Origin of the sequence: Winogradskyella litoriviva (assembly GCF_013249065.1) — a bacterium.
In the GTDB taxonomy this organism is placed as follows: Bacteria; Bacteroidota; Bacteroidia; order Flavobacteriales; family Flavobacteriaceae; genus Winogradskyella; species Winogradskyella litoriviva.
Window position 1 is genome coordinate 476869 of the sequence record NZ_JABRWQ010000001.1, and the last position, 13192, is coordinate 490060.

Annotated in this window: 11 protein-coding genes; 2 read left to right on the forward strand and 9 right to left on the reverse strand. The window is 32.0% G+C overall.

Translation table 11 applies throughout. From position 1 onward, the window contains the following. Positions 1–65: 65 nt before the first annotated feature. The 9 genes from HNV10_RS01995 to panC all read right to left on the reverse strand — a co-directional run bounded on the left by HNV10_RS01995 (position 66) and on the right by panC (position 10574). A complete protein-coding gene (locus HNV10_RS01995; RefSeq protein ID WP_173299652.1) occupies positions 66–446 on the reverse strand; it encodes a TraR/DksA family transcriptional regulator in 381 nt (126 codons plus the stop codon). A 5-nt stretch (positions 447–451) separates the two neighbouring features. Further along, positions 452–3856: an isoleucine--tRNA ligase gene (gene ileS / locus HNV10_RS02000; RefSeq protein WP_173299653.1), complete on the reverse strand. Its 3405-nt coding sequence runs from the start codon at positions 3854–3856 to the stop codon at positions 452–454. 88 nt (positions 3857–3944) lie between these two features. Continuing rightward, positions 3945–4322 (reverse strand): hypothetical protein, encoded by a 378-nt coding sequence (locus tag HNV10_RS02005; protein ID WP_173299654.1) that lies wholly within the window; start codon positions 4320–4322, stop codon positions 3945–3947. Between the two features lie 48 nt (positions 4323–4370). Further along, complete coding sequence (gene radA / locus HNV10_RS02010) at positions 4371–5729, reverse strand: DNA repair protein RadA (RefSeq protein ID WP_173299655.1); 1359 nt, start codon at positions 5727–5729, stop codon at positions 4371–4373. A 201-nt stretch (positions 5730–5930) separates the two neighbouring features. Then, on the reverse strand, positions 5931–7127 hold the full coding sequence (locus HNV10_RS02015; RefSeq protein WP_173299656.1) for an alpha/beta hydrolase: 1197 nt from the start codon (positions 7125–7127) through the stop codon (positions 5931–5933). Between the two features lie 78 nt (positions 7128–7205). After that, a complete protein-coding gene (locus tag HNV10_RS02020) occupies positions 7206–8354 on the reverse strand; it encodes an alpha/beta hydrolase (protein WP_173299657.1) in 1149 nt (382 codons plus the stop codon). A 40-nt stretch (positions 8355–8394) separates the two neighbouring features. Next, positions 8395–9354, reverse strand: a complete 960-nt coding sequence (locus HNV10_RS02025) for a lysylphosphatidylglycerol synthase transmembrane domain-containing protein (protein WP_173299658.1) — start codon at positions 9352–9354, stop codon at positions 8395–8397. A 4-nt stretch (positions 9355–9358) separates the two neighbouring features. Next, positions 9359–9709, reverse strand: a complete 351-nt coding sequence (panD, locus tag HNV10_RS02030; protein WP_173299659.1) for an aspartate 1-decarboxylase — start codon at positions 9707–9709, stop codon at positions 9359–9361. A gap of 13 nt (positions 9710–9722) precedes the next feature. Then, positions 9723–10574, reverse strand: coding sequence for a pantoate--beta-alanine ligase (panC, locus tag HNV10_RS02035; protein ID WP_173299660.1), 852 nt, complete (start codon positions 10572–10574; stop codon positions 9723–9725). Positions 10575–10684: 110 nt separating this feature from the next. Here panC and HNV10_RS02040 point away from each other — a divergent pair, with 110 nt between their 5' ends. Then, positions 10685–11497, forward strand: coding sequence for a glycogen/starch synthase (locus tag HNV10_RS02040; protein WP_173299661.1), 813 nt, complete (start codon positions 10685–10687; stop codon positions 11495–11497). 8 nt (positions 11498–11505) lie between these two features. Further along, positions 11506–13188, forward strand: a complete 1683-nt coding sequence (locus tag HNV10_RS02045) for a DUF4270 domain-containing protein (protein WP_173299662.1) — start codon at positions 11506–11508, stop codon at positions 13186–13188. The last annotated feature ends 4 nt before the right edge of the window (positions 13189–13192 follow it).

The following is a 13192-nucleotide window of genomic DNA, read 5'->3' on the forward strand; positions in this document are numbered from 1 at the left end:
TAAGTCCTCAATTATAGAGATTCCTGCTTTACTGAAACAAGTTCAGCACAAGTCGCAGGAATTGGTTATTGCATATTCTTAGCTTCAATGCTTAAGGTAGCATGAGGTACTAATTTTAAACGTTCTTTTTTAATTAATTTACCCGTTACACGGCAAACACCATACGTTTTGTTTTCAATACGGATTAGTGCATTCTTTAAGTCTCTAATAAACTTCTCTTGGCGAATAGCCAAAGCCGAGTTTGCTTCTTTACTCATTGTTGCACTTCCTTCTTCAAAAGCTTTAAAAGTTGGCGAAGTATCGTCGGTTCCATTATCAAAATCATTCATGTAAGCACTTTTAATTAATTCTAAATCGTGCTCAGCCTTTTTAATTTTTTCTTGAACTATTGCCCTAAATTCTTCTAAATCTTTATCCGAATATCTGTTTGTTGTATCTGTTGCCATATTTTTTAATGTTTTTTAATAAACAATTTGGTATTTACCTCATCAAAAGCAATTTCTATACCATTGTTTAAATTATCCATAATTTTTAAATCTTCCGTCAATGTTTCTGACTTAATATACACTTCATTTGAAACAATTGCTGCTGCTACTTGCGGATCATTCTGAAGTTGTACGTCAATTCTGTCTGTAACTTCAAATCCTGAATCTTTACGTAAATTTTGAATACGGTTTACGAGCTCACGAGCAATCCCTTCTTTACGTAATTCTTCATTGATTGTAACATCTAAAGCCACAGTTAATGCACCTTCGTTAGCAACAAGCCATCCTTCAATATCTTGAGATGTAATCTCCACATCATCAAGGCCTAAAGTAATATTTTTTCCGTTAATTTCAACGTCAATATTACCATTTTGCTCGATATTTTTAATATCATCTGCAGAAAAAGCACTTATTGCACTAGCAATCAACTTCATATCCTTTCCAAACTTAGGGCCTAAGGCTTTAAAATTTGGTTTTATTTGTTTCACTAATATATCTGAAGCATCTTCTAAAAGTTCAACTTCTTTAATATTTACTTCGTGTTTAATTAAATCAGAAACCGCTTCAATTTCTTCCTTTTGTTGTTGATTATCAACAGGAATCATAATTTTTTGTAACGGCTGACGTACTTTAATCTTCTCCTTAGCTCTCAACGATAATACTAGTGAACAGATGGTTTGCGCACTTTCCATTTTTCGTTCTAATACCTTGTCTATAATAGTGGTATCTGCAACAGGGAAATCTGCTAAATGCACACTTTCAAAAGTTTCCTTTTTAGTGACTGCATTTAAGTCTAAATACAAACGATCCATAAAGAAAGGTGCAATTGGTGCGCCTAACTTTGCAATGGTTTCCATACATGTATAAAGCGTTTGATATGCCGAAATCTTATCGGTTTGGTAATCACCTTTCCAGAAACGTCTTCTGCTTAATCGTACGTACCAGTTACTTAAATAATCTTGTGTAAAGTCTGAAATAGCTCTTGCAGCTTTTGTTGGTTCGTATTCAGCGTAATAGTCGTCTACTTTTTGTATTAGAGTGTTCAACTCAGACAAAATCCAACGGTCTATTTCCGGTCTTTCGTTTAAAGCAATATCGGCTTCACTATAATTAAAACCATCAATATTGGTATACAGCGTGAAGAATGAGTAAGTGTTATATAACGTTCCAAAAAACTTACGACTCACCTCAGCAATGCCTTCGCTATCAAATTTTAAGTTATCCCAAGGGTTAGCATTACTAATCATGTACCAACGTGTGGCATCTGCGCCATATTTAGATAAAGTTTCAAAAGGATCAACTGCATTGCCTAAACGCTTAGACATTTTTTGACCGTTTTTATCTAAAACCAATCCGTTTGAAACCACATTTTTGTAAGCCACTGAATCGAAAACCATAGTTCCGATGGCATGAAGCGTATAAAACCAACCACGTGTTTGGTCAACTCCTTCTGCTATAAAATCTGCAGGATAAGCTTCTTTATTATCAATTAGATTCTTATTCTCAAAAGGATAATGCCATTGTGCATAAGGCATAGAACCAGAATCGAACCAAACATCTATTAAATCACTTTCGCGATTCATCGGTTGACCTGATTTTGAAACCAAAACGATTTTATCGACTACATTTTTATGTAAATCGATAGTATCATAGTTTGCTTCAGACATATTATCCACTTCAAAAGCTGCAAAGATATCTTCTGTCATAAAGCCAGCTTTAACCGACTTTGCCATTTCTTCTTTTAATTCCTTTACAGAACCAATACAGATGACTTCTTTACCATCTTCGGTTCTCCAAATTGGTAATGGAATTCCCCAAAAACGAGAACGTGATAAATTCCAGTCGTTTGCATTTGCTAACCAATTTCCAAAACGTCCTTCACCAGTTGATTTTGGTTTCCAATTGATGGTAGTGTTTAGCTCGTGCATTCTCCCTTTTACATCAGTGATTTTAATAAACCACGAATCTAAGGGATAGTATAAAATTGGCTTATCAGTTCTCCAGCAATTTGGGTAACTGTGTTTATATTTTTCAACCTTAAAGGCTTTATTTTCTGTTTTTAACTGAATAGCAAGTTCCACATCTACAGAACGCTCAGGTGCTTCACCATCTTCATAATATTCGTTCTTAACATATTTACCTGCGTATTCTCCCATTTCTGGTCTAAACTTCCCTTGTAAATCTACCAATGGTACTAAATTACCATTGTCGTCTTTTACTAAAAGAGGTGGAATTTCTGGTGAGGCTTGCTTCGCAACCAAAGCATCATCAGCTCCAAATGTAGGTGCTGTATGCACAATACCTGTTCCATCTTCAATCGTTACAAAATCTCCAGAGATGATTCTAAAGGCATTTTCAGGATTATCGTTTGGTAAAGCGTATGGCAATAATTGCTCATAAGTAATACCAACTAAATCTTTTCCTACAAATTCTTTAACCACATAAAAAGGAATCTTCTTATCACCTTCTTTGTACTCAATTAATTCTGGTTTTGTTTCAACACGTTTATATTTTCCATCGAATTGTTTGTTGACTAAATTTTTAGCCAAAACCACATTCATAGGTTTAAAAGTGTATTGATTGTAAGTTTCAACTAAAACATATTCAATCTTTGGTCCAACCGTCAATGCTGTATTACTAGGAAGCGTCCAAGGTGTTGTTGTCCAAGCTAAAAAGAAAATATCACCTTCATTTTGTAAAAAATCTGGTAACGAATCCGCATTAGCTTTAAACTGAGCTACAACCGTTGTATCTGTAACATCTTGATACGTTCCTGGTTGATTTAACTCATGAGAACTTAAACCTGTACCTGCTTTTGGTGAATAGGGCTGAATGGTATAGCCTTTGTATATTAAATCTTTTTCGTAAATCTGCTTTAGCAACCACCAAACAGATTCCATATATTTAGATTTGTAGGTAATGTATGGGTCGTCCATATCTACCCAATAACCCATTTTTTGTGTAAGGTCATTCCAGATATCCGTGTAACGCATCACAGCTTTTTTACAAGCTTCGTTATATTCTTCTACAGTAATTTTTTTACCAATATCTTCTTTGGTAATACCTAATTCTTTTTCTACTCCAAGTTCAACTGGTAAACCATGTGTATCCCAACCTGCTTTACGTTTTACTTGAAAACCTTTCATGGTTTTGTAACGCGGAAAAATATCTTTAATAGCACGCGCTAAAACGTGGTGTACACCAGGCAAACCATTTGCAGAAGGTGGTCCTTCAAAAAACACAAAAGGTGGTTTTCCTTCTCTTGTAGTTACACTTTTATCGAAGATGTTGTTAGCTTCCCAATAGTTACCGATTTCATCTGCAACGTTTGGCAAGTTAAGTCCTTTGTATTCAGGGAACTTTGTACTCATTATTCTGTTTTCTTTTCGAGGTGCGAAATTACAGAATTTTGTGGAAATAGTTAAAGGTTTTATATGCTATATATAGATTACTAAATTTTTAGTTTTTTAGTTTGAAATATTTGTAGAATAATTGATGATTTTTTGAAGGATAATAAGGATTTACATATATAATCTTCTCTTTATCATTATGGAAATATGTAATTTTTCCATCTTCTATATTTTGAATTCGGGATAATTCAACTTTAGAATGGTCTTTAAAGTAGAAATAGTTTTCATCAAAGGTTATGGATTGTGTTCTGAATAATTTTCTTCCAAAGATGATATAATTGAATGTTCCAAATAAAATTCCGGCAATTATTCCTGGCCAATCTACAACAACTATTGAATATATTATAATGCCAATAGAAGCTAACAATAAAGCATAACAAATAAATGCGAAGAGTTGTCCTAATGTAGATGATAGCGGCTTTTTCATCAATGTTTGTTATAAATAATTCTGAGATTCCTTTTGTTATAGGAATTTTTAAACCAGAAATCCAACCAAATCTTCAATCTTAGAAATCAATTGAATTTTAATTACGGTATTCTTTAAGGCTATTTTATTGTACTTAGAAACAAAAATGGTTGAAAACCCTAATTTTTCAGCTTCTAAAATACGTTGCTCTACACGTTGCACTGGTCTTATCTCACCAGAAAGTCCTACTTCTGCGGCAAAACAATAGGTACTTGGTAAAGCTACATCTTCGTTAGAAGAAAGTATTGCTGCAACTACAGCTAAATCTATTGCAGGATCATCTACAGTAATACCACCTGTAATGTTTAAAAAGACGTCTTTAGCACCCAAACGGAAACCAGCACGCTTTTCTAAAACAGCTAATAACATATTAAGTCGCTTGGCATTAAAACCTGTTGCAGAACGTTGTGGTGTTCCGTAAACTGCTGTACTTACCAAAGCCTGTACTTCAATCATTAATGGCCTTAATCCTTCTATAGTAGCAGCAATTGCGTTACCTGATAATTCACCATCTTTTTCAGAAATTAAGATTTCTGACGGATTAGAAACTTCTCGTAATCCTGAACCTTGCATTTCGTAAATACCCAACTCATTAGTAGAACCGAATCGGTTTTTATTAGCTCGTAGAATTCTAAATACGTGATTGCGGTCGCCTTCAAATTGAAGAACCGTATCTACCATATGCTCTAAAATTTTTGGACCTGCAATATTTCCATCTTTAGTAATATGCCCTATTAATAAAACTGGTGTAGAGGTTTCTTTAGCAAATTTTATCAGTTCAGTTGTACATTCTTTTATTTGAGAAATGCTACCAGCAGAAGACTCTATATAATCGCTATGCAAGGTTTGTATAGAATCGATAACCACAATATCTGGTTCTAAAGCTTCAATTTGCTTAAAAATATTTTGGGTTTTGGTTTCGGTAAGAATATAGCAATTACTGCTGTTAGGATTAATACGCTCTGCACGCATTTTTATTTGTTTCTGGCTTTCTTCACCTGAAACATAAAGGGTTTTGTATTGTAATTTTAAGGCTATTTGAAGTAAAAGTGTACTTTTTCCTATGCCTGGTTCTCCGCCTAATAACGTTAAAGAGCCATGAACCATTCCGCCTCCAAGAACACGATTAAATTCGCCATCTTGCATGTTTAAACGTGCCTCTTGCGAAGAATCAATTTCATTTATAAGTAATGGTTTTGATACTCGTTTAGTGGCTGATGTTGGTGTTTTCCAATCGCTCTTTTCTGGTTTTTGAATAACTTCTTCTGCAATGGTATTCCATTCTTTACAAGATGTACATTGCCCTTGCCATTTGGCATATTGACTCCCACAATTCTGACAAAAAAAGGTTGTTTTTACTTTAGCCATGTTCTTTTGCTGAGCTAGCAGCAATCTGTTTTTAAGTTAAGAACAGCTAAATTAATATAATTTTAGTTGATGTCTTTAAACCAAGTTACAATAGCTAAAAGTTTTATTGCAAATATTTTTGAAGGCAAATTAGAAAATATAAACTGTTTTGATTTTCTAAATATGGATTCGAAAAAATAATCTGTAGATATTTTATGCTTTTTACTTTTCTTCATCATCAGCCTCCTCGTCTTCTAATTCTTCATCATCATTATCTACTAATGATAAATTAAGTTCATCTATTTTAGAAAAGATAAAATCTCTATCTATATGACTAACATCGTTTAATGTTAATGCTTCTTCATAAAGTTTTTTAGCTTTCTTTGTTTTTCCTAATTTTTCTGCAGATTGTGCTAAATAGAAAGTTCCTAATAATGTTTCAGGATGTAATTTATTGGCTAAAAGTCCTAATTTAAATAAGGATTTAAAATCTTCTCTCTGTTCTGCTACCTTAGCGACTTTTTCTAATTCTTCTTCACTAATGTCTTTTGTTATACCAAATAACTTTTCAATCCTTTTGTATCTATCCACAAGGTATACATCTAAAGTGCCTTCATAGGTTAAGACTTTTTCCTCTAGTTCTTTTTCTCTTAATGGATTGTAAATAGAAAAGATTTTATCAAATGATCTTGAGATTGCACCAGTTACAAGTGTGTAATGCGTTTCGCCATTAAAATCATCGAAATAATACGTTAAATTTTTATTATCAACAGTTTTTATTAATTCATTTGTTGCTAATATATTTTCTCGAATTTGCGGAATGTCTTTTTCTGCTGTTGCCATGTAGTAAAACACATCTGTTTTATAAAGTGCTAAACGTTTTGAGACAAAATTTCTTAACGAACCAACAAAATCTGGACTTATACATACATAGGCCTGAAATTCGAGATCTGCTTTAAATAAGTAAGAGTTTATAAAATTACCCATAATGTCATGACCAACAGCAACTCTAAATTTACTTGTTTTGTATTTGTCGTCTAAATAGGGTAATAACTCTTCTGACACAAATTCGTGAAATCTTATACCAGACTCAGTAGGTAATCCCGTTTGAGGTTCGTAATAACTATCGTAAACACGCTCTTCCCCTTGCATAACACCAACTACAATTGAACTAGGCATATCATCAAAATAGGTCTGAAAGTCTACTTGACCAGTAACTGGCTCAAATAAATAATCGCCATCAAAAACAATAATTAACGGGTATTTTTTATCTGCATCAGAATCATAATCTGTTGGTAGCTTAATTTTTAGTTTACGCTTAGAATTTAATCTTGAAGACGAAATTTCTTCATACGTTATTTGCGCATAAGAAGACACACAAATAAAACAAGTAAGAACTATTAAAATAGTTTTTCTCATAATTGAGTAGGTTTAGTTTTGGGACCCCAAACATAATCAATTATCGTTAAATAGTCAATTTTTTTCGATGAAATGCAATTAATCGTTTAAAGCTTCTTGCGTATCATACATTTTTTCGAGCATAATTTCTTTGTCAATAAACTGAGAGGGCTGTAATAATAAACCCGACTTATACTGTATTAATGCCTTTCTTAAATTTCCTTCTTTTTCATATAGCATACCTGAATAATAGGCACTTAACATTGAATCTGGGAAATTTTTCTTTACCAATTTTGTTAATTTTTCTAAAGATTCTAAATCATCTTTTTTATTACTTGCAGCTGCTATAGCTCTAATATCATTTTCTATAAGTTTTTTTTCAAAACCATAAAAATATTCTATGTCTTCGTATTTTTTTACTAAATAATCATAAGGAGAACCTTCATATGTTAAAACTTTCTCTTTGTATTCTTTAGCGTTAATAGGTTTAAAAAGTCCAAATATTTGATTTAAAGCTTTAGGAACTCCTCTACCAACTAAACCATAATGATTGGCATCTTCAAAATCATCAAATTTATAAAGTAGTTTATCATTTTTAATAGATGATATAAGAGAATCGCTTTCTATTATAGAAGACCTTAACGACTTTATATCTGCATCACCAGTTGCTAGATAATAAAACGTTTCTTGTTGTAATATTTTTATCCGTTCACCTAACCTGTAGTTCATCTCTGGAGCAAGGTCTGGACTTAATGCCACAAAAGCTCTAAAAATCGGTTGATCTTTAAATAAATAGTAATTAATAAAATTTGCACTTAAATCGTGCCCAACAATAATTCTAAAATTTGATGCTTTATAGTTGTCTTCAATATAGGGTAGCAATTCAGCTCCGATGAATTCATAGAATGCTGCACCTTCGTGCGCAGGAAAAAAAGATTCATCATCATAAAAGAAGTCATCACTTCTTGTATTTGCTTGTTTTATGCCTACAACTATACAATCTGGTATATCTTCCCAATAAGATTGATAATCTATATTGCCAGCAATTGGTTCAAATAAATAATCACCATCTAAAACAATAATTAGTGGGTAAGTTCGCTTTTCTTCAGGATTATAATTTCTTGGTAACTGAATTTTTAATTCGCGATCACCTTCTAATTTATAAGAATTTATAGTTTTATAAATAGCCTGTGATTGAATGTTTAATACAAAAAACAGACTTATAAGTAGTGAGTAAAAATTCTTCATAATTAATAAAAGTAAATTTAAAGCAAGTTAAAAAATATTTCTATACTGCAGTTTTCTTTCTATTGTAAACAGGCAAATATAATAACGATAAACCACCTGCAACTATGATAACTATAGTTTGAGTAGACCACATTATCCACCCAAAAGCTCTACTTGGATCTTCTGCCATGTTAAATAATGAAAAAGCGATTACTATCGCTTCGGGAAACGACCCTATTCCTCCATTTGTGGCTGCTATACTAAAACTTGCCAATATAAAACCAATAAGAATTGCTGCTAAAGATATATTTTGTAATTCTGGCAATGCCAATGTTGTTACATAAAACATAAGCACATACATAAGCCATATAAAAATAGTATGCCCTATAAATGCCCATTTCTTTTTCATTTTAAAAATACTAAGTGCACCTTCAATTAAACCAGATAAAAATGTTTTTACTTTTAACGCTAATTTTGAATTACTTTTTTGTACAACAAAAAACAACGCTAATACAACTATAACTAACGTTATACCACCTACGATTAAAGTTAAAGGATTAAACTTTGATGAGAAAAAATTATAAATAAATTCAAACTCTAAAAAGAAAGCTATTGCTATTATAAATAGTAGCATTATTGTATCTGCCACACGTTCTGCTACAATAGTTCCAAATCCTTTTTCAAAAGGAATTTCTTCGTAATTTGACAATATGGAGGCTCTTGCTAATTCACCAGCTCTAGGAATAGTGAAATTGATGAGATATGCAGAATAAACAGCCATAAAACTGTTCATAAATTTTGGCTTATAACCTAATGGTTCTGCCATAAAAAGCCATCTATACGCTCTTGAGGCATGGCTCAATAGACCTAAAACAATGCCAAGAACTATCCAGCTATATTTTGCATCAACAAAATACTGAATTAATAAAGAGATTGAAATTTTAGACAATGAATACCATACCAAACCAATACCTAAGAGAAGAGGTAAAACAACTTTTAGGATAGACTTAGGCTTACTCAACTTCTTAATTTAGAAGATTTGTAGCTTCATCTGGAAATACCAATGAAGGCTTAAATACTTTAGCGTCTTCAATATCCATAAACGCATAAGTAATAAGGATTAATGTGTCACCAATAGAAACTTTTCTTGCCGCAGCTCCGTTTAGTGTAATTTCTCCACTTTTTCTAGGACCTGGAATACAATAGGTTTCTAAACGTTCACCATTGTCATTATTTACAATCTGAACTTTTTCACCTTGAATAATGTTTGCTGCATCCATTAAATCTTCATCAATAGTAATACTACCAATATAGTTTAATGCTGCTCCTGTAACCTTTACACGATGAATTTTTGATTTTACAACTTGTATTTGCATAACACAAAGATAATTAATTTAAAGCGATATTGTCAATAAGTCTTATATCGCCTGCATATACTGCTATAAATGCTCTATATGACTTTTTTGTTGATTTTCTTTTTACTGGCTTTAAGGTTTCTATATCTGCAATAATAAAATACTCTACTTTTAAAAGTGGTTGTTTTTTAAATTGCTTTTCTACCCATGCCGTAACTTTTTGTGCACTTTTTGTGCCAAACATTACTTTGGCAGTATTTAATGTTTTATAAATGAAAGGAGCAACTTCCCTATGTGCTTCAGTTAGTCTTGTATTTCTAGAACTTAATGCTAAACCATCCTCAGCTCTATGAATAGGACAACCAATTACCTTTACTGGTAGGTGATATAACTCCACGAGCTTTTTAATTATTTGCAATTGCTGAAAATCCTTTTCGCCAAAATAGGCAGTATCTGGTTTTACAATTTCAAACAAGCGTTTTACTATTGTACCTACTCCATCAAAATGACCATCTCTAAATGCTCCTTCCATTTGATGCTCTAATCCGTTAAAAGAAAAAGATTTAGAAACCACTTTATTTTCATAAATATCCTCAACTGTTGGCGCATAGACTGCAATTCTGTTTTCGCTAAGGGTTTTTAATAACCTAATGTCCTTTTCTAATGTTCTTGGGTATTTAACTAAATCGTCTTTATTATCAAATTGGGTTGGATTTACAAAAACACTAACCACTACAAAATCATTTTCACTAAGTGCTTTACTTACGAGAGACAAATGCCCAATATGTAGGGCTCCCATGGTAGGAACAAACCCAATGGAACTTACTTTGGTTCTTTGTTCACTTAAATATTGTGATAATTTGGATCTATTCTGAAATTTTCTCAAAGCTCTAACAAAAAATTAATGCGTGCAAACATAATATAATACTGGCAATCTGCCCAAAATTTTGTAATTTTGCATGATTTTTACTCTTAATTTTCAAAAGCAGCAGATTTATGAAAGATAAACGAATATTATATGTGTCCTCGGAAGTAGTTCCATATTTACCAGAAACAGAGATTTCTTCAATGTCTTTTGAAGCGCCTAGAATGGTAAACAAACAAGGAGGTCAGATAAGAATATTTATGCCACGCTTTGGTAATATTAACGAAAGAAGACATCAACTTCATGAAGTTATCAGACTTTCTGGTATAAACTTAGTAATCAATGATTTAGACATGCCTCTGATTATTAAAGTTGCTTCTATACCTAAAGAACGTATTCAAGTATACTTCATTGATAATGAAGATTATTTTAAAAGAAAAGCAACGCTAACGGATGAAGACGGTAAACTCTTCTCTGATAATGACGAACGCGCAATTTTCTTTGCCAAAGGTGTTATAGAAACGGTAAAAAAACTAAATTGGGCTCCAGACATTATTCATGTTAACGGTTGGTTAGCTTCTTTACTCCCTTTATATTTAAAAGAATTTTATAAAACAGAGCCTTTATTTACGGAAAGTAAAATTGTTACCTCTGTATACAATCAAAGCTTTGATGGCGCGTTAGATAATGGTATGCTTGCAAAAGTTAATTTTGATGAGATTGATGTTGAAGCTACAAAGCTTTTAGAACAACCTAACTATAACAATTTAATGAAAATTGCAATTGATAATTCCGACGCTATAATTAGAGGGTCTAAAGAATTACCAGAAGAATTAGATACTTACTTAAACGATTTAACAAAACCTGTATTAGATTACTTTTCAATTGAAGAATTTGCCGATCCATATACTGAGTTTTACACCAATACTGTACTTAACAGTTAATAAATTCTATGAAAAAAAATAAATTTACCCTTCAAATCTTAGTATTTGGATTGCTTGTTACGAGTTTTATGGCCTGTGACAATGACTTTTCTGCTCTAGAATCTGATGTTATTAATTCAAATAATGCAAATAGCTTTATCATTGATAGTGAAACAAGTAACATTATTACTTACACTAAACCATTAGGACCCGTACAATCAAATGAGTTTGGTGCTAACCTAAGCACATTAGGTGTTTATGATGATATATACGGAAGAACAACCGCTAGTTTTGTAACACAATTATCTCCCACTACATTTGATCCAGTTTTTGAAGACATTACTGTAATAGACTCCGTTGTTGTTACTATTCCATTTTTTAGTACCATATCTGATTATGATGAAGATGGCAATATCATTTATGATGTTGATTCTATTTTACCAAACATAGAAGATTATAAAGACATCAAATTAAGAATTTTCCAAAACAATTATTTTATAAGGGATTTTGATCCTAATGGTGATTTTAATGAAAGTCAGGCTTACTTCTCTAATAAAACAGCCTCTACTTCTGAACCAATTACAAATTTAGAAGGTGAGGAACTCTCTTTTGTTGATTATGATGATGAGACAGGATTAATTATGTCTCCAGCAAGCAATATTATTAGTATAAATAGCAATGGTTATCAATTAAAAGATGTCAATAACCTGGATGATGATGGAAACAAAACACTAATAGAAACAAAAACTCCAGGTATAAGAGTTATGTTAGACCCAACTTTTTGGCAAAATAAAATTATTGACAAAGAAGGAGATCCCGTTTTAAGTAGTCAAAATAATTTTGCCGAATACTTTAGAGGTCTATATTTTAAAGCAGAACCTAATGATAATGATGAAGGTAGTTTTTTAATATTAAACACAGGTAGCACTAATGCAAATATTACTATCTATTACAAAGAAACTGATGAGGCTGGTGTTGAAGACACATCTACTTATGTACTTAATTTTGGGTCTAATAAAATTAACTTTTTAGATAACGACTTTACATTTCCAATCCCTCAAAGCAATTCAGAAACAGGAGATGAAAAAATATACCTAAAAGGAGGAGAAGGATTTGTAGCTGGTATAAAATTGTTTGATGGCATAGACGAAGAATCTGGGATGACCAAATTTGAAAAATTTAGAAATGATTATGTTAATCTATTAAATGGTGAATTTGAAAGCTCCAAACGTTTAGTAAATGAAGCTAATCTTGTATTTCATGTTGACCAAGTTACCAACCCGATTAACGAACCTAATCGTCTCTATTTGTATGATATAGACAATAATCAACCGTTGGTAGATTATTATTTGGATGGTGTCAATAATGTTTTACCTTCGTTTTCAATATTAAATCATCTTGGACCATTAGAACGTGTAGATGAAGATGACCCGACAAGTGCTGGTGTCAAATACAAATTTAGAATTACGGAACATATTAATAATTTATTATTAAGAGATTCTACTAACGTAGAACTTGGTTTGGCTGTTTCTTTAAATGTTAACTTAGAAGAAACAGTTGCACAACGTAAAGTACAAACCAATCCAGATATTAATTTTAAAACACCTACAAGTTCAACTATTTCTCCAAGAGGTATTATTTTATATGGTAATAATACCAATGATAATAGTAAAAAAGTATATTTAGAAATATATTATACAGAACCAAATTAATTAA

What these genes read in the sequence shown, in the direction of transcription:
- HNV10_RS01995 (WP_173299652.1), bottom strand. Translation starts at nt 446, where the DNA reads ATGGCAACAGATACAACAAACAGATATTCGGATAAAGATTTAGAAGAA.
- ileS (WP_173299653.1), bottom strand. Translation starts at nt 3,856, where the DNA reads ATGAGTACAAAGTTCCCTGAATACAAAGGACTTAACTTGCCAAACGTT.
- HNV10_RS02005 (WP_173299654.1), bottom strand. Translation starts at nt 4,322, where the DNA reads ATGAAAAAGCCGCTATCATCTACATTAGGACAACTCTTCGCATTTATT.
- radA (WP_173299655.1), bottom strand. Translation starts at nt 5,729, where the DNA reads ATGGCTAAAGTAAAAACAACCTTTTTTTGTCAGAATTGTGGGAGTCAA.
- HNV10_RS02015 (WP_173299656.1), bottom strand. Translation starts at nt 7,127, where the DNA reads ATGAGAAAAACTATTTTAATAGTTCTTACTTGTTTTATTTGTGTGTCT.
- HNV10_RS02020 (WP_173299657.1), bottom strand. Translation starts at nt 8,354, where the DNA reads ATGAAGAATTTTTACTCACTACTTATAAGTCTGTTTTTTGTATTAAAC.
- panD (WP_173299659.1), bottom strand. Translation starts at nt 9,709, where the DNA reads ATGCAAATACAAGTTGTAAAATCAAAAATTCATCGTGTAAAGGTTACA.
- HNV10_RS02040 (WP_173299661.1), top strand. Translation starts at nt 10,685, where the DNA reads ATGAAAGATAAACGAATATTATATGTGTCCTCGGAAGTAGTTCCATAT.
- HNV10_RS02045 (WP_173299662.1), top strand. Translation starts at nt 11,506, where the DNA reads ATGAAAAAAAATAAATTTACCCTTCAAATCTTAGTATTTGGATTGCTT.